The sequence below is a fragment of the Ruegeria sp. BG10 genome (genome assembly GCF_056538575.1).
Window position 1 is genome coordinate 324,926 of sequence record NZ_JBQFTI010000004.1, and the last position, 16,972, is coordinate 341,897.

At 61.1% G+C, this 16,972-nt stretch carries 17 protein-coding genes; 10 read left to right on the forward strand and 7 right to left on the reverse strand.

All coding sequences use genetic code 11. The features are described from left to right. From ACR0D8_RS16880 to ACR0D8_RS16905, 6 genes are read right to left on the reverse strand one after another with little or no spacing between them, the layout of a single operon-like run. Positions 1-1,104 (reverse strand): mandelate racemase/muconate lactonizing enzyme family protein, encoded by a 1,104-nt coding sequence (locus ACR0D8_RS16880; protein ID WP_480648227.1) that lies wholly within the window; start codon positions 1,102-1,104, stop codon positions 1-3. Then, positions 1,101-2,207: a mandelate racemase/muconate lactonizing enzyme family protein gene (locus ACR0D8_RS16885; protein WP_480648229.1), complete on the reverse strand. Its 1,107-nt coding sequence runs from the start codon at positions 2,205-2,207 to the stop codon at positions 1,101-1,103. The genes ACR0D8_RS16880 and ACR0D8_RS16885 overlap by 4 nt, the downstream gene beginning before the upstream one ends. Further along, positions 2,204-3,310 carry a mandelate racemase/muconate lactonizing enzyme family protein gene (locus tag ACR0D8_RS16890; protein ID WP_480648231.1) on the reverse strand — a complete coding sequence of 369 codons (1,107 nt, stop codon included), beginning with the start codon at positions 3,308-3,310 and terminating at the stop codon, positions 2,204-2,206. The genes ACR0D8_RS16885 and ACR0D8_RS16890 overlap by 4 nt, the downstream gene beginning before the upstream one ends. Then, positions 3,307-3,885: a dimethylsulfonioproprionate lyase family protein gene (locus ACR0D8_RS16895; RefSeq protein ID WP_480648233.1), complete on the reverse strand. Its 579-nt coding sequence runs from the start codon at positions 3,883-3,885 to the stop codon at positions 3,307-3,309. The genes ACR0D8_RS16890 and ACR0D8_RS16895 overlap by 4 nt, the downstream gene beginning before the upstream one ends. Next, positions 3,882-4,964 carry an alcohol dehydrogenase family protein gene (locus ACR0D8_RS16900; RefSeq protein WP_480648235.1) on the reverse strand — a complete coding sequence of 361 codons (1,083 nt, stop codon included), beginning with the start codon at positions 4,962-4,964 and terminating at the stop codon, positions 3,882-3,884. The genes ACR0D8_RS16895 and ACR0D8_RS16900 overlap by 4 nt, the downstream gene beginning before the upstream one ends. Then, on the reverse strand, positions 4,964-7,417 hold the full coding sequence (locus tag ACR0D8_RS16905; protein ID WP_480648237.1) for an FAD-dependent oxidoreductase: 2,454 nt from the start codon (positions 7,415-7,417) through the stop codon (positions 4,964-4,966). The genes ACR0D8_RS16900 and ACR0D8_RS16905 overlap by 1 nt, the downstream gene beginning before the upstream one ends. Before the next feature lie 68 nt (positions 7,418-7,485). On the opposite strand from ACR0D8_RS16905, the gene ACR0D8_RS16910 reads away from it, so the two are divergent. The 7 genes from ACR0D8_RS16910 to ACR0D8_RS16940 all read left to right on the forward strand — a co-directional run bounded on the left by ACR0D8_RS16910 (position 7,486) and on the right by ACR0D8_RS16940 (position 12,559). Then, positions 7,486-8,373, forward strand: coding sequence for a MurR/RpiR family transcriptional regulator (locus ACR0D8_RS16910; protein ID WP_480648239.1), 888 nt, complete (start codon positions 7,486-7,488; stop codon positions 8,371-8,373). Beyond that, complete coding sequence (locus ACR0D8_RS16915) at positions 8,370-9,461, forward strand: aromatic ring-hydroxylating oxygenase subunit alpha (protein ID WP_480648241.1); 1,092 nt, start codon at positions 8,370-8,372, stop codon at positions 9,459-9,461. Before ACR0D8_RS16910 ends, ACR0D8_RS16915 begins: the two co-directional genes overlap by 4 nt. Next, entirely contained in the window at positions 9,454-9,858 is a 405-nt protein-coding gene (locus tag ACR0D8_RS16920) for a GFA family protein (protein WP_480648243.1), read from the forward strand. Before ACR0D8_RS16915 ends, ACR0D8_RS16920 begins: the two co-directional genes overlap by 8 nt. Positions 9,859-9,860: 2 nt before the next feature. Continuing rightward, entirely contained in the window at positions 9,861-10,676 is an 816-nt protein-coding gene (locus tag ACR0D8_RS16925) for an aspartate racemase/maleate isomerase family protein (RefSeq protein WP_480648245.1), read from the forward strand. A gap of 27 nt (positions 10,677-10,703) precedes the next feature. Next, on the forward strand, positions 10,704-11,444 hold the full coding sequence (locus tag ACR0D8_RS16930) for a sulfotransferase-like domain-containing protein (RefSeq protein WP_480648247.1): 741 nt from the start codon (positions 10,704-10,706) through the stop codon (positions 11,442-11,444). A 17-nt stretch (positions 11,445-11,461) separates the two neighbouring features. After that, positions 11,462-11,845 carry a carboxymuconolactone decarboxylase family protein gene (locus tag ACR0D8_RS16935; protein WP_480648249.1) on the forward strand — a complete coding sequence of 128 codons (384 nt, stop codon included), beginning with the start codon at positions 11,462-11,464 and terminating at the stop codon, positions 11,843-11,845. 525 nt (positions 11,846-12,370) lie between these two features. Next, the gene (locus ACR0D8_RS16940; RefSeq protein WP_475155047.1) at positions 12,371-12,559 is read left to right on the forward strand and encodes a hypothetical protein; all 189 of its coding nucleotides are present in this window, start codon (positions 12,371-12,373) and stop codon (positions 12,557-12,559) included. Between the two features lie 226 nt (positions 12,560-12,785). Here ACR0D8_RS16940 and ACR0D8_RS16945 read toward each other — a convergent pair whose 3' ends face one another. Then, positions 12,786-13,844 (reverse strand): hypothetical protein, encoded by a 1,059-nt coding sequence (locus ACR0D8_RS16945; protein WP_480648251.1) that lies wholly within the window; start codon positions 13,842-13,844, stop codon positions 12,786-12,788. 206 nt (positions 13,845-14,050) lie between these two features. Between ACR0D8_RS16945 and ACR0D8_RS16950 the strand changes: the two genes are divergently transcribed. The 3 genes from ACR0D8_RS16950 to ACR0D8_RS16960 are packed head-to-tail and all read left to right on the forward strand — an operon-like array spanning position 14,051 to position 16,727. Then, positions 14,051-14,680, forward strand: coding sequence for a PepSY domain-containing protein (locus ACR0D8_RS16950; protein WP_480648253.1), 630 nt, complete (start codon positions 14,051-14,053; stop codon positions 14,678-14,680). A gap of 38 nt (positions 14,681-14,718) precedes the next feature. After that, positions 14,719-15,378 (forward strand): response regulator transcription factor, encoded by a 660-nt coding sequence (locus tag ACR0D8_RS16955; RefSeq protein WP_475155055.1) that lies wholly within the window; start codon positions 14,719-14,721, stop codon positions 15,376-15,378. After that, positions 15,378-16,727, forward strand: a complete 1,350-nt coding sequence (locus ACR0D8_RS16960; RefSeq protein ID WP_480648256.1) for an ATP-binding protein — start codon at positions 15,378-15,380, stop codon at positions 16,725-16,727. The genes ACR0D8_RS16955 and ACR0D8_RS16960 overlap by 1 nt, the downstream gene beginning before the upstream one ends. The last annotated feature ends 245 nt before the right edge of the window (positions 16,728-16,972 follow it).

Sequence of the window (16,972 nt, forward strand, 5' to 3'; positions counted from 1 at the left end):
TCAAACGATCTCCAATATCGGGGTGCCAAGTATCTGTGGGTCGGGCACCACACCTAACCCCGGACCTTCCGGCGGGGCAATCCGACCGTTTTCACGGTTTGGTGCGTCCGGGCAGAGGCGCGGCGACACGTAAGAGGACAGGTCGCAGGTGTTCAGCAACGACCCGTGCGGGGTCGAGGCCGCAAAATGCAGCGACGCGGCGGTCACGATATCCGACCCCCAGGTGCATTCGGCACAAATCTCGGCCCCCAGATGCACCGTCAGATCCCGCGCCCGGCGCATCGCGGACAACCCGCCGAATTTCGACAGTTTCAGCGCCACCGCATCCATGCAGCCCAGCGCGTGCGCCTGCAGCAGCGAGGCCGGATCATGCGCGCTTTCGTCCAGCTTCATCGGCAGCCCGGTTGCCTGCCGGACAGCGGCGCAGTCTTCCAGCGTTTTGCACGGCTGTTCCAGCATCACGTCCAGATGCGCAACCGCCCGCCCCGTGCGGGTGGCCTGCAAACGGGACGCGCCGCAGTTCCAGTCGCCATAAACCACAGGCCCCGGCCCCACGGCCTCGCGCACTTTGATCAGGCGTTCGGCATCGGCCTGCCAGTCGCCTTCGACCCCCAGTTTGACCTGAAACTGGCGAATGCCGGTCTGATAAGCGGCCTTGGCGATCCGCGCCATCTCATCCGGTGCGACGCAGGTGATCGAGTGATAAAGCGGCATGTCCTTTCGTGTTCGCCCGCCCAGAAGCGCATAGACAGGCTGATCTGTTGCCTGCCCGAACAGGTCCCACAACGCGATATCGACGATGGATTTGGCATAGGGATGACCTTGCAGAAAACCCTCCAGCTTGCACATCGGCGCGTCGACGCCAAACGGGGACATGCCCAGAATCTGCGGCCCCATTTCCGCCACCGCGCTTGGGACACCGCCTGCATAGGCGGGCAGGTAATGCGGGATCGGGCAGACCTCACCCCAGCCCTTCAAACCGGTATCCGTTTCGAGGCACAGCACATGAGAGGTCACGGTCGCGCAGGTCTTGCCCTCGGCCATGTGATAGGTCTCATGACTGGTCAGATCGACAGCCCAGAGCGTTATCCTGTTGATCCTCATCGGTATACTCCAACCGGATCGCCCAGTGCGTCCTCATCCGGGTGCACGCCAAGCCCCGGTGTTTCCGGCAGATGCAGATGGCCGTCGATGTTGCGCGGTCCGCGCCCGCCGGCGATATCGACGGTGATCATGTCCTGACAGGCCCAGACGGCATGGCAGTTGTCATCCGGTATCGTGGCGGCCAGATGCAACGCCTCGGCATCGGCCAGAACCGAACCGCCCGTGGCCATGACAAACATGTCGATCCCATGCGCCAGCGCGATATCCCGCATTCGCGCCGCCTTGGTCAGCCCGCCGACGCGGTTCAGCTTGATCCCGAACACCTCAGCAAGCCCGTCCCGGGCGATCCGGGCGGCGTCCTGCAAGGTCACCAGGCTTTCATCCACGGATACGGGTGAGGCATGGCGGCCCGAGATTGCCGCGATGTCGTCCAGCGACTCGCAGGGCTGTTCGAAGATCACGTTCAGGTCCTCGCATGCGGTCATCACCCGCAGGGCCTGTTGCCGGGTCCAGCCGCGATTGACGTCGTAAAGAACAATCTCACCCGGTCGCCGAATGCTGTCGACATCCCGCACACGGGCGATGTCACGTTCGACATCGCCGCCGATCTTGACCGAATGGGCAACGTAGCCGCGGCTGCGATACCTTTCCATCACCGTGCGGGTTTCTTCCACGGTTTTGGCACCGACCGAAGAGGCGATCGGACGCGGCGTCCTGGATCCACCGCCCATCAGATCGGCAATCGGCACCCCTGCCGCCTGTCCGGCGATATCCCAGCAGGCCATATCGACCGGGGCCTTGGCGTAAAGATGGCCCGGCAGCGCGATATCCATCGCGCGTTCCACATCCAGAACCCGGCGTGGGTCAAGGCCCAGAACAAAGGGGGCCATCGTTTCGATCCCGGCACGGATGCCGGGCCCGTGTGCCGGAACATAGGTGTGCCCCCAAGGGGTGCCTTCGCCCCAGCCGGTCAACCCCGCATCGGTTTCGATCTTCACCAGCGTTGCGTCGAGCGTTTCAAACTTCAGCCGCCCGCCGGACAGCCAATAGGGATGCTCCAGCGGCAGGTCGACATGGTAAACCGTGATGGTCGTGATCTTCATATAGTGTACTCCGCCACCGGCGCGCCGAGGCTTTCGAAATCAGGGCTTACGCCCAGTCCAGACGTGTCAGAGGCATAAAGCTTGCCATCCCGCGACACCGGCCCGCCGATTCCGGTGGACCGGGTGTTGTAATTCATCAGATCGGTGGTGTTCTGCAAAAACGCCGCAGGGGTCGAAGCCGCGAAATGGGCAACCGCCGCGGTTGCGATCTCTCCGCCCCATGTGTCCTCGCTGACCACCGGAATGCGATTTTCGATCAGAAAATCCCGCACCCGCCGCGCCTTGCTGAGCCCGCCGAGATTCGAGATTTTCAGGCAGCAGACCTCAGCCCCCCGATCCGCGACGATCCGCTGCGCCACATGCATGCCGGTCAGACATTCATCCAGCTTCATCGGTTGCTCGGCGACACGGCGCACCTGCTGGCATTCCTCGTAAGTGCGGCAGGGCTGTTCCAAAATGAAATCCAGATCGCGCGTGGCGCGGGCCACCCGGATCGCGTCGTCCACGCGCCAGCCTTGATTGGCATCGGCCATCGCCGTTTCACCCGACTGCATCAAAGGCACCGTTGTGCGGATACGCTCGATATCGCGGGCCCAGTCGCCGCCGACCTTGATCTGAAACTGTCGGTAACCCTGATCGCGATAGTGGTTCAGTTCAGCCACGGTTTCATCGACCGATTTCTGCGGCGCAACCCGGTACATCGGCGCGCCATCGGTCAGCTTGCCGCCCAGCAGCATCCAGACGGGCTGATCGCAGGCCTGCCCCAGAATGTCCCAGCACGCCGCATCGAAGGGCGCCTTGGCATAACCATGCCCTTGCACCATATGGTCCAGCGCCTGTTCGATGCGCCCGACCTGCCGCGGGTCTTCACCCAACAATGCAGGCGCGACCAGACGCGCCAGCGCCACAACGCCTTGGGAATGGGCGACCATGTAATTCTCACCGCAGGGCGTGAATTCCCCACAGCCTTGCAATCCCGCGTCGGTATCAATCACGACAACCGAGGCTGTCGCCGTCTCAATCGCGTTGCCCGCGCCCCAGACATAGGTCCCGTCAATATAGGGCAGCCCGGTCTGGTAGATGCGGACGCGGGTGATCTTCATGCGGCATCCATCCGGGGTACATCGCCCATGCCTTCACCACGCCAGAGGACGAAGGTCAGGATCGGCTGATCCGTCGTGGTCATCGCATGGCTCTGCCAGCTGCGATGCCGGCGCGTCTGATTGGGGCCGACATGGGTCTCCTCTCCGGGGACGCGGAACACCGCCCCTCCGGCCAATGTCAGATACAGTTCCTCGGCCTGATGGCTGTGCCAGCCATAATTCAGCCCGGCCCCCCAATAGGCCACATAGCCGCGCAGTTGGGTCGAATGGAAATGTCCGGTCGGGCCGAACAGCTCGTAATAGCCGTAGCGGTTCAGGAAATCCGCGCCGACCTCCTCTTCGGTATAGGTGTGCTTCCAATGAGCCAGATGCGCCGTATCCCGGATTGCCACAATCATGTTACATGTTGGCGCGCCACCATCGGGATCAAGGTCACGCACCAGACTCAGGGCGGGAACGGGCGCAGGGTTCAGGTCAGTCGGTGTCAGATCATCGGGCCATGGCGCAAAGGCCGACAGATCGGGATGTGTCCGATGCAGATGCCGCGCGGCTTCCAAAACATCATCCAAAGTCATGGGACCACCACGATATTGCCGGTGTGCTGTTTTGCGATAAAGGCGGCCTGTGCCTCGCGCAGCTCCTCCAGCGGATAGGTTGCGGCAAGGGCAGGCTTGATCTCTCCGGCCTCGATGTATTTCACCAGGTTCCGCATCACCTGCGGATCGATCACTGTCGAGCCGGTGAAGGTCAGATCCCGCAGATAGAATGTCCGCAGGTCGAACTCGACCATCGGACCCGCGATGGCACCCGAGCAGGTATAGCGCCCGCCGCGTTCCAGGATGTCGACCAACTGCGGCCAGTGCGGGCCGCCCACCACATCCGCCACCACTGTGATCTTTTCACCGCCCAGCGCCGCGCGCAGGTTTTCGGGCGCGCGGGGCAGGATCACGTCGGGGCCAAGCGTCGCCACGTCGGCATGCTTGGCCTCGGACGCCAGCGCGATCACCCGCGCGCCGCGTCGTTTCGCCAGTTGGACAAGCGCGCCGCCGACCCCGCCGGACGCGCCAGGAACCAGAACCGTGTCGCTGTTGGTCACGTTGGCACGGGTCAACATCCCTTCGGCGGTGGAGTAGGAGCAGGAAAAGGTCGCAAGTTCTGCGTCCGACAGGTCCGAATTGATCGGCATCGCGTTCACCGCCAGCGTCGTCGCATATTCCGCAAAGCCGCCATCCCGTTCCGAACCGTAATAGCCAGTCTTGTCTTTGTTGTCGGGGTCGGCCGGATCGCGTAGCCAGCCGTCTGTGATCACCCGCTCGCCAATGCGGGCGCTGTCCACGCCCTCGCCGACGGCCACGACATGCCCACAGACATCCGCGCCCTGAATGCGCGGAAAGGTGATCGGCGCGCCGCCCCATGTGGGATCGTCCTCACCGACCTCATCAAAGGCACCGCCGGTGGTCGCGTCGGTCACGGTCTTGGAATACCAGCCGGACCGCGTGTTCACGTCGGTGTTGTTCAGACCGCAGGCAGCGACCTTGATCAGTACCTCCCCCGCCGCCGGATCAGGGCGCGGCCAGTCCGAGTGCAGCACCATCTGCTCCAAACCGCCATGGCCCATGGTGACCATGGCTTTCATCGTGTCGGGCAGGCTCATCACACGGTCTCCAATGCGACGTCGGTTCGCGGCAGCAAGCTGTCGGGATCATAAGCCGGCTGGCCCAGTACGCTGGCCGCGCGGGGATTGCCGTGGATCACCACCTGCAATTCTGTGCCCGGGACAGCGGCCTCGGGCTTGATATAGGCGAAGGCGAGAACTTTACCGACCGTGTGTCCGTAGGCGACCGAGGCGGTAGAGCCCACGACACGTTCGCCCAGCATCACAGCTTCGCCGCCATGGCCGTCAATCTCGCCATCCGGCTCGATTTCCAGATAGGCACAGATCCAAGGCAGGTCTGCATTCAGAGTCTTGTCCTTACCCAGATACTCTTTGTCAGTGCGGGCAAAGCGCAGAACGTCAGCCTCGACCAGAGTGACTTCGTTGGTCAGCTCGCCCGCGCCTTTGAAACCCTTCTCCATCCGCATCACGTTCATCGCAAAGCTGCCATAGTCGGTGATGCCGTGCGGCTCACCCGCAGCCCAAAGCGCATTGTAGACGTCGAGGCACGCGGCGTTGGGCATGTGCAGCTCCCAACCCAGCTCGCCGGCATAAGACATGCGGAAGGCCCAGACTTTGTGACCGGCGATGGTGATCTCCTGCGCCGAGAGCCAGCGGAATCCTGCATTGGTCAGATCGGCATCGGTGCATTGTCCCAGCACGTCATGCGAGCTGGGGCCGTTCAGCGACAGGGCCGACCAGTCGGCGGACAGAGCGGTGATCTGCACATCCTCATCCGCGCGCTGTTGCGCCAGATGATCCAGCAGGCGTTGTTCGAAGAAGGCGGCGCAGACCAGATAGAAGCGATCTTGGGCCAAACGAACGATCGTGGTCTCCAGCTCGATCCGGCCACGACGGTTCAGCATATGGGTCAGGGTGATCGAGCCAACTTTCTGCGGCATTCGGTTGGCGGTCAACCGGTCCAGCAGGGCATAAGCGTCCGGCCCCGAGACCTCGATCTTGGTGAAGGCGGTGACATCCATGATGCCGACGCGCTCGCGCACGGCTTTGACCTCGGCTGCGACCATGTCGTCGGCAGGGGTCCGGCGGAAGGAATAGTGGTCCCGCTGCTCGACCCCATCCCGCGCGAACCAGCGGGGGCGTTCGAAGCCGTAGACCTCTTCGTGCACCGCGCCCTTGGATTTCAACAACTCATACAGAGGCGAGGGCTTGATGGGCCGCCCCGCCAGCCGATTAAAATGCGGAAAGGGGATTTCGTGGCGCAGGCAGTAATCTTCCTCGGCCTTGATCACCTGCCAGTCCTTGGTGGCATAGCTGCCGAAGCGGCGCGGATCGAACTCGCGCATCGAGATATCGGCGGCCCCATGTACCATCCAGCGCGCCAGTTCACGCGTCAGACCCGGGCCCCAGCCGATCCCGATCTGCGTCCCGCAACAGCACCAGTAGTTCCGCACGCCGGGCGCTGGCCCGATCAGCGGGTTCCCGTCCGGCGGATGCGAAATCGCCCCGTGTACATCGCGCTGAATGCCCAGTTCGGCAAAGATCGGCATCCGGTTCAGGCTTTCCTCAAGCCATGGCATCACCCGGTCGTAATCCGCATCGAACAGCCAGTTCTCGTATTCCCAGGGGCAATAATCATGCCAGACCGAGTTCGGGTTCTCTTTTTCGTAGATCCCGATCAGCCCGCGCTGCTGCTCCATCCGGATATAGCCCGAAACCTTGCGGTCGTCGCGGATCACCGGCAGCTCCTTGTCCAGGTTCTGGAACTCGGGCACCGGCTCGGTCACGAAGTAGTGGTGGGTCATCGAGGTCATCGGCAGTTGCAGCCCTGACCATTCGCCTATCTGGCGGGCATAGGTGCCGCCTGCGTTCACCACATGCTCACAAGTGATCGTGCCCATCTCGGTCTCCACCACCCACTCGCCATTTTCGGCCTGCGTGATGTTGGTCGCGCGGCAATTGCGGAAGATGCGCACGCCCTTCTGACGCGCGCCGGCCGCCATGGCCATTGTCACATTGGTCGGGTCGACATGCCCGTCATCAGGTGTGTGCAGCGCGCCCAGCACGCCTTCGAGATTGTAGAACGGGTGCAGCTCGGCGACCTTCCCGGGACCCACCAGTTCGATGTTGAACCCCAGCGACCGGCCCACCGACAACGTGTGGCGCAGCCAGTCCATCTCATCCTCGGTATAGGCTAGGCGAAACGAACCGCAGCCATGCCATGTCACCGGTTGACCGGTTTCGGCCTCCAACGCACCGGAATACAGGCCGATATTGTAATCGACGCATTTCCCCAGCCCGAAGCTGGACGTCGAATGCGTGATCTGGCCCGCCGCGTGCCAGGTGCTGCCGCTGGTCAGTTCGGCTTTTTCCAGCAGGACAGTGTCATCGCCCCAGCCTTCATGCGCCAGATGATAGGCCAGACCGACCCCCATGACACCTCCGCCCACGATGACAACGCGGGCATGTGACGGCAGCTTCTTCTCGGACATGACATTTCCTCTTCCCGAGTCGTTTTTCTGCTCGACAGGCTAATTCCACATTTGTACCATCGTCAATCATGAATGACACAAATGTATCATCAAACGTCCTCGACCGGCTGAGCCAGGAATGGGACGCGCTGACGCCCGAGGCCCAGAAAGCCGCGCGCTATGTGCTGGAAAACCCAACGGATGTGGGGGTTTCAACGGTGCGCGAGATTGCCGAAGCCGCAAACGTCAAACCCAACACCTTCGTGCGAATGGCGCGTCAGGTGGGTTTTGACGGGTACGAAGATTTTCGCGCGCCGTTTCGGGACGCGATCCGCAAGGGCACCGCGTCGTTTCCGGACCGCGCCCGTTGGTTGCAGGATATCGGCAAGTCCGGGGAACTGGGCGGGCTCTACGCGGACATGATCGGGGCCGCGATCCGCAACATCGAAGAGACATTTGCCGGGATCGACGCCGGGCGCCTGACTGCGGCGGCCGAGGATATCTGGAATTGCCGTCAGATCTTCACCCTGGGCGTCGGCGTCAACAATTCGAACGCGCGCAATTTCACCTACCTCGCTTCGACGGGAATGAAGCAGTTTCACGCCATCCCCCGCCCCGGCTCGACCCCCGTCGACGATCTGGCCTGGGCGGATGAACAGGATGTGCTGATTGCCATCACCTGCCACCCCTACCGGACCGAGGTGATCGACGCGATCAAACTGGCGCGGCAACAGGGGCTGACCGTCATCGGCATATCCGACAGCCCGGCCAGCCCGGTCATCCTGAACGCGCAGCACGGCTTTGTCGTCGCCGCTGACACGCCGCAATTTTTCCCCTCCTCCGTCTCGACCATAGCCTTGCTGGAAACGCTGCTGTCCTTCGTGATCGCGGTGTCCAGCGATGAGATCGTCGAAAGGGTGGAGCGGTTTCATCTTCGTCGTCACCAACTTGGCCTCTACGCGGAGGAGCCCGAATGAACGCCCCCCTCACCCATTCACTGGACGCGCGATACTATACCGATCCCGCGATATTCGCGCAGGAGATGCAGGGATTGCTGGCCCGGACATGGCAGTTTGCCGGGCATGTGGCGCAGGTGCGCGAGCCGGGTGATTACTTCGCCTTCGAAATTGCCGGTCAGAACCTGTTCTGCATCCGGGGCCGCGACGGAGAAATACGCACTTACTACAATGTCTGCCAGCACCGCGCGCATGAGATGGTAACCGGCGCAGGCAACACCCGCGTCGTCGTCTGCCCGTACCATGCCTGGACCTATGAACTCTCCGGCCAGCTGCGCGCCGGGCCGAATATCAAACCTGTCCCCGGTTTCGACCGCAGCGCGATCTGCCTGACATCGGTTCGGACCGAGGTTTTCAACGGGTTCATCTTCGTCAATCTGGACGATGACGCCGCGCCGATGGACGAATGGTATCCCGGCGTGCGCGAGGAAATCCGCGCCTTTGTCCCGCATGTCGACGATCTGGAGCCGCTGGAATGGGTCGAGATCCCGGAAAACTGCAACTGGAAGGTCAGTATTGAAAACTACTCGGAATGCTATCACTGCCCAAGCAACCACCCGACCTTTGCCGAAGGCGTGGTCAAGCCCGAGACCTATGACATCCAGCCCGACGCGGGTGGCGGCTATGTGCTGCGGCATACGACGGAATGCCAGAGCCTCGACAAGATGACCTACCCCATCGACCTGTCGGTGCCCCATGCAGGCGACTACCAGTCGTGGTTTCTGTGGCCGATGTTCTCGTTCCAGTGCTATCCGGGCAATGTACTGAACACCTATCACTGGCGCGCGGGCGATGCCGATCACTGCACCGTCTGGCGCGGCTGGTACACCGAGGGCGGCTCGGAAAGCGCGGTGATCCGGCAACTGGCGGTGCAGGACCGCGAAACCACGGTCGAGGAAGACATCCGCCTCGTGGAATCCGTCCACCGTGGCCTCAAATCCCGCGGCTACCGCCCCGGCCCGCTGGTGCTGGACCCGGGATGCGGCGTGATGTCGGAGCATTCGATCGCAAAGCTGCAACAATGGATGCGGGAGGCTGTGGATGGCTGAGTTCGAAGGAGGCTGCCTGTGCGGCGCCGTACGATACAGCGCGTCCGGGACGCCGATCTGGACCGCGCATTGCCATTGCGCAAGCTGCCGCCGCGCCACGGGGTCGCCGATGACAAGCTTTCTGGGCATGGCGCGGGACATTGTGACATGGCAGGGCCAGCGCGCCCTGCGGGAATCTTCGCCGGGTGTCATGCGCGGGTTCTGCACTGAATGCGGCACGCCGCTTAGCTATGAAAGCCACCGCTGGCCGAACGAAACGCATCTTTACGCGGCCACTCTGGATCATCCCGAGAACTATGTGCCGCACGCGCATGTCTATTGGTCCGAGCGCCTGCCATGGATGACCATTGAGGACGATCTGCCCAAATATGAAGGTGGCAGCCCGGGAGCGTCCTGATAATGATGCCCCACGACTGGCGTCCGGAGCATAAACTGTTCCCCTATCAGGTGGGCTTTACCAGCCCGCCGTTTGACTTCGACGCGGCACCTTCGGATTTCCTGCGCATGTGCCCCGAAACTGTTGGCGTGCATGGCTGGATGCTGCACGTGCCCGGTTATGCGCATGGGCTGGATCAGCGAAAACAGAAATTCGGCATGCTTGAGGATTTCGTGCATTGCATGTCCCGCAACGGCGTCGATGTCTGCGGACAGGTTGGTTCGAACTGGGTCCATGCGTGCGGGCTGGGCGTCGAAGGCGTGCGGCAGCATTGTCAGGATCTGTCGGACAAATACGGCATCCGCTTTCACATGGCGGGATACGCCATGATCGAAGCGCTGCGCGAGATGAATGTCGAAAAGGTCGCGCTCAACGCCGCCTATCACTGGCCCGAATGGTGGCAGGGCACCGTCGCGTTTCTGCGTGAGGCCGGGTTCGACGTTCTCTGGGCGGGCAATTTTCACGATCAGGGCTGGTTCGACAGCCAGCAGGCCGTCAATTCCTGCCGCTGGGTATTCGATGGTGATCTGGCGTTGAAAAGCTTCGAATACGTGGCGGATAAGGCCCCGCGGGCCGAGGCGATCCTGATCAACGGCATGTGCAACTTTCGAACCGGTCCGGATGGTCTGCCGCAGCGCCCTCTGCATCTGGCTGATCAACTGGAAAGCGCTTTGGGCAAACCCGTGATCGGCCACGACATCGCCCTGTATTGGCGCATCTTCACGTCTCTGGGCATCGCGCCGCAGTCGCCGGAGGGGCAGCTGCTCAGACGTCTTTGACCTTTCACCAGCCGGAGAACTCACACCATGCACAAGATCCTCGCGTTATGGGCGGTGCCCCGGTCCACCTCGACGGCATTTGAGTGGATGATGCGGCAGCGTGGCGATCTGGACTGTCTGCACGAACCCTTTGGCGAGGCCTGGTATCAGGGCGAGGACCCGCTGTGGCACAGGTTCCAACCCGGTGATGTCACAACACCCGGTCTGACGCTGGACAGCGTATGGGCAGACATCCGGGCCCGCGCGAAAACGGGCGCGGTCTTCATCAAGGATTTTCCGCATTACATCCACCACATGTGGGACGCGGTTTTCCTGTCACATTTCACCCACGCCTTCCTGATCCGCGATCCGGCTAAGACGATCACCTCGATGTACAAACGCTGGCCGGACTTTGCCGAGGGCGAGGTCGGGTTTCCCGAACAGCGCGCCCTGTTCGATTTGCTGACGGCGCTGAACGGGACTGCCCCGCCGGTCATCGACAGCGACGATCTGCTGGAAAGCCCGCACGCGATGACACAGAGATTCTGCGATGCCGTGGGCATTCCGTTTCTGCCGGACGCGCTGACATGGGAGGCCGGCGGCGATCCGTCGGCCCATAGCTGGTGGGATGGCGGATCCTTCCACGCCAATCTCTCCAGATCGACGGGGCTGGTGCCTCAACCGCGGGAATATGTTTCCATCGCCGACGCGCCCGATCGGGTCAGACAGGTGTACCGCCGGATGAAGCCCCACTACGATCACCTGTACAAACACCGCCTTACCGTCTGATGAACCGGAGACTACCTATGGCTGACATTTTTGACGAAGACCTGTTTCTGAAGGGTCTTGAACAACGAAAGAACACGCTTGGCGCGGATTATGTCGAAAAGAACCTGGCCGCGGCTGATGATTTCACCCGCCCGTTTCAGGAGGCGATGACCGCCTGGTGCTGGGGGTTCGGCTGGGGCGACGAAGTAATTGATGCCAAGACGCGTTCGATGATGAACCTGTCGATGATCGGCGCGCTGGGGAAAATGCACGAATGGGAAATCCACTGCCGAGGCGCAATCAACAATGGTGTGACCGCCGAGGAAATCCGCGCGATCATCCACGTGGTGGGCATTTACTGCGGAGTTCCGCAGGCGCTGGAATGTTTTCGGGTCGCGCGCAAGGTTCTTTCCGAAGGGTAAACCGTGGTTTTGGGATGCGCGGCGGGTTGCCTGCGCGAAGACCCAAATCTTGTTGCCAGTTCAGCGGAGGGGCCGAGCAATCCACCTGACTGTTTAGTGCCGTTCCTGTGCCGTTCGAGATGAGCCGGAAACGCCTGCGATTCGGACAGTCAATATGAACAAGAGGCCGCGCACTTATCGCGTTTCCACCCACATTTCAGCCAAAGCCGGCACGTCTCAACACGACCCGAACACTTCCAAGGAATTCCACGGCCAGACAGTCGAAATTTCAGCGGGCTAGCGGGTCGCCAGAAATTTTGTCTTAGTTTCCGTAGGTTACCAAAAACCCAGCTTCTAACAGGATTGACCGGCGCGTGGAAACATTTAGCGAAACTGAACGCAGTTTTCGCGCTTTTTACTCTCGGGCAACAATATTAACGAAACATGAACAATGTATTCTCTGAGTGTTCAACAGTGCTCACGCATACTTATCCCCACAGGACCGGACCAGACCACAGGCAACCGGCGCCAATGAAAGGGACTCGCATGATCACAACTGCCATTGAGGCTGCGACGCACCGAAAGCCAGCAGAGATGCAGACGGTCAGCGCCGCGCTGCGCAGCAAACAATCTGACACCAAGAATTCGAGCAAAGGTCGCTTCCCTCCTATCGAAAACGCTCTGATTGATATTCTGAACAACAAGCGACTTGCTGAGGCGAAACCAGGCACCTGACTGTTGGTCACGGTGTTGGCGATCTTCCCTGTTGACGTCCTATTAAGGAAGACGCCAAAGCCCGCTCCGGTCCGGAGCGGGCTTCTTCATTGGTGCCTTGTCGGCCCGGGGCAAACCTGAACCAGAAACTAGCCGGCCTTCATCCCCAAGAGCTGCCAGCCATGCGCATATCCAAGCGCATGGCTGGCTCCCCTGCGTTGCGTCCGAGAGTAGTGGCGCAAGGGTTTCAGCTATCCAGTCCCAGCAGCGATTTCACCGCCGCCTCAACTTCGTCGGTCACGGGTTTGTTGGCTGCGTCTTCAAGCGCCTCGCGCTCCACCTGCGCCTGATTGTCAACGGCCTCAGCCAGGTCTTCAACCTCTGCCACGGCCTCGTCGTAATCCAGCGCCGCCTGCCGTTCGTCGTTCAGATCATTGGCCGTGTTGACCGATTCTTCCAACTCGGCATTGGCCTCTTCAAGTTCGGCTTCGATGTCGGGATCCGTGCCTCCGGCATCGGCGAGCGCCTCTTCCAGTTCGGTCACGCGGTCCTGTTTTTCCTCAACATCGGCCTGCGCGGTTTCAAGGTCTTCCTCGATTTCCGAAACCGGACGATCGGGCGGGGTCATCTCATCCAGAAGATCCTGCGTTTCGGCAAGTTCCTCGCGCAGATCCTCCCCGGCCAGAACCGTATCCCGGTAATGGGCGATGCGACCGACGCGGGAATTGGGCGCGGCATTGTTCAGCGCGGTTTCGCTTGCATTCGCCGCGTTCAGTGCCCCCAGCTCAGACGGGTGAACCCCCAGAAGGCTGGCAAATTTGTTGCCCTTGGTCCGAACTTCCGGGCGAACCGATTTTGAAACCTCAACGGATTTCGCCGGTTTGCGCGCGACGCTTACCGTGTTTGTCTTCTTTTTTGCGGCCTTGCCCTTGTTGCCGCCAAAAAGGTTCTTGAGTGAGAATTTTCCGTCACCGGTGGATTTTGACCGCGTCCCACCAAGACCGGTAGCCTTGCCGCCCTTGCTTTTGGACGCGCCTGATCCGCCACCCTTGGTTTTGCCGTTGCCACCGGCATTGCCGCCGACGCCTTTGCTTCCGCCGTCGTTGCCGCCGCCTTTGCCGTTTTCGCCGCCGTTTCCGCCGCCATTTCCATTGCCCTGGCCCCCGCCATTGCCGCCGCCGTTTCCTTTGCCTTCCTTGGCATAGGCGACATCCGGGAGGGCGATGGCTCCGACAACTGCAGTGGACCCGAGCAACGCAATGGCAATGGCTGAGACTTTCAACAGGCCGGTCGATCTGGTTTTCATGACGGTCCTCGTTCGTCGTTCAGTGAACTCAATTGCCGGCGCGACGGCCCAGTGTCCGAATGCACAAGGGGTTGCGTCTGAATCAGCCGCCGACAAGTCAATTTAAACCGATGGTTATTGAACCCACGGCGAATTACCTGTTCATCGCCGGTTCACGTTATAATCTGTAGATTTAGGGGGCACTTGTACCGTAAAAAGTTCCGAGTATGAAAAGGCTCTTGATCATCGCTTGTCTGCTGACCCTTCTCCCGTTCGGGGAAGGCCAGGCCGCTGTGCGCGAATTGAAACAGTCCGAGCTGCGCAAGGCGACGACATCCGGCAGTGCCATTCGGTTGAAACGCGTCATCAAAGGGGTGGAAAAAGCCTTTGGCGGCACCCCTGTGGATGCGCGCGCCTTCCAGACCGACGAGGTGTACTACCGAATTCTGGTGAAGAAGCCCAACGGCAAGATCATCAGTGTCATTGTCAACGCCCAGACCGGTGTCGTTGTGTCCAATCGTTCCAGCGTGGGACGCGAAATTTCCGAAGCGGCCCGTTCGAACAACGGCAACGCGGCCAATGCAGGATCGCAGGGGAAATCCAATGGCAAGGGCAACCAGGGCAACAACGGAAACCGCGGCGGAAATTCCGGAGGGAATTCCGGTGGAAACTCTGGCGGCAACTCCGGTGGTAACTCCGGCGGTAACAGCGGTGGCAACAGTGGTGGCAACTCGGGCGGCAACTCGGGTGGCAATGGCGGCGGAAACTCCGGCGGTAACGGCGGTGGCAATTCCGGCGGTAATGGCGGCGGCAACTCCGGCGGCAACGGAGGCGGCAAAGGCGGGGGCAAAAAGTAATGGTTAAACTGCCATTGGCCCGCCTATAGTTCCAGATTATGAGAGTTCTCCTCGCAGAAGATGAGCCGCACCTGTGCGATCAGATCAAGAAACTGCTGAATGCCGAAGGCCGCGTGGTCGATGTCGTCAACAGCGGTGTAGACGCCCTTCATCTGGGCCTGACCGAACCCTATGACGTGATCATCCTTGATATCGGGCTGCCGGAACGCGACGGTATCTCGGTTCTTCGGGAATGGCGAAGCGCCGGCATCAAGACGCCGGTCCTGATCCTGACGGCCCGCGACGGCTGGAGCGAACGCGTCGACGGGCTGGATGCCGGCGCGGATGACTACATGACCAAGCCCTTTCACATGCCCGAACTGGCCGCCCGCGTCCGCGCCATCCTGCGCCGCCAAAGCGGGCAGCTGAACCCGGTGATCGAAATGGGGAGCGTCATTCTGGACACGCGCAACGGTCGGGTAACCGCCGAAGGGGTGCCGGTGGATTTGACCGCTCAGGAAATCGCGGTCCTCACCTATCTGGCGCATAATGCAGGTCGCATGATTTCCAGGACCGAGCTTTCCGAACATATTTATGAATACGACGGAGATCGCGACTCCAACACCATTGCCGTCTTCATCACCCGCCTGCGCAAAAAGTTGGGACCTGACCTGATCACAACAGTCCGGGGTCGGGGATACATGATCGATTCCGCCTGATGTTATCCCTGCGTCAACGGGCATTGCTGGGGGGGATCGCATCCGGTGCTCTGTCCGTTGGCGTCGGCACGCTGGCCGTATTCTCTTATATCGACTCGCGGGTTTCCGAACGGTTCGATACTGCGCTTTTGGACCGCCACACGCAGCTTGTCGTCGGGCTGAGCGTAACAACGCAAGACCCCGATGCGCTGCGCGACATCATGTTCGATCCGGCTTATGGCACGCCATATTCCGGCCGGTACTGGCAGGTTACCAACAGGGACGGAGAGATTTTCGTCTCGGCCTCGCTGTTTGACGAAACGATTGCCGAACCGTCAGATCCGGATGGCAACACAACGCTTTGGAACACCGCCGGGCCAGAGGGCGAGGTGCTGCGCAGCGCTTATCAGGAAATCACCTACGAAGACGGCACGGTCTGGGGCGTCAGCGTCGCCGAAAGCCAGGCGCAACTTATCAACGAAAGGCGGGTCGCGCAGCGCAGCCTTATGCCTGTTTTTGCGCTGGTCGGGTTGATTGGCGTTGCCGGGTCATTGCTGTTGATGTCGGTCATTCTGGGCCCGCTGCGCAAGTTGCGGACGGATGTGGCCCATCGCTGGGAGTCTGATGACGACCTCAAACCGGCGGACTACCCGGACGAAGTGTCCCCACTGGTCGAGGACCTGAATCAGCTGTTGCGGCGCAACCGGGACATCGTAACCGGTTCACGCAGGCAGGCCGCCGATCTGGCCCATGCGCTCAAGACCCCGACGGCGATTTTACGAAACGAACTCAGCGAGTTGTCTCAGTCCGGCGCCAGTACAGAAATTGCGACAGAAGCCCTGGACCGGGTCGATGCGCAGCTCGGCCGCTCGCTTGCCCGGATGCGGGCGATGAACACTGCGGAACTGACCCATTCGCGCACCGATCTGACAAACTCCGTCAACAGACTTGCACGTCTGTTTTCGACAATGGCCGAACGGGATGGAAAAAAGCTGGTTATCGATTGTGAACCCGAGATTTGGGTGCGCATGGATGCGCAGGATATCGAAGAGGTTCTGGGCAATTTGCTCGACAACGCGGTCAAATGGTGCCGCAACACGGTCCATCTGACCGCTGAGGCCCAAGAGCACAGCATCGAAATCCGCATCGAAGACGACGGCCCGGGAATCCCCGAAGACGCACGCCGCGAAGCGCTACGTTCCGGTGGTCGGCTGGACACCTCGGTCAGCGGAAGCGGGCTGGGGCTGGCCATTGCAGTCGATCTGTTGGCCGCATACGGCGCCCGGCTGGATCTGGGATTGTCAGCGACCCTGGGCGGATTGCAGAGCCAGGTGGTGATACCGGCCGAACTTGGCGCAAGCATGGGTTAGGGAGCCTCAATGTCTCGTCCAAACTGGCATTGTCAGCTCGACCGGGCTGTTGGAAGTTAGTTTCTGTGGGAGGGTTTGCCGTACTGCCCTTCGGGTTATGAGCCTGACGAGGTGAAGACGTTAAGCAATTGATCCGGGGGATCAATTGTAGTCTGAACGGGCTGTACTGAGATTTTCTGACGCTGGTTGCGGGAGCAGGATTTGAACCTGCGACCTTCAGGTTATGAGCCTGACGAGCTACCGGG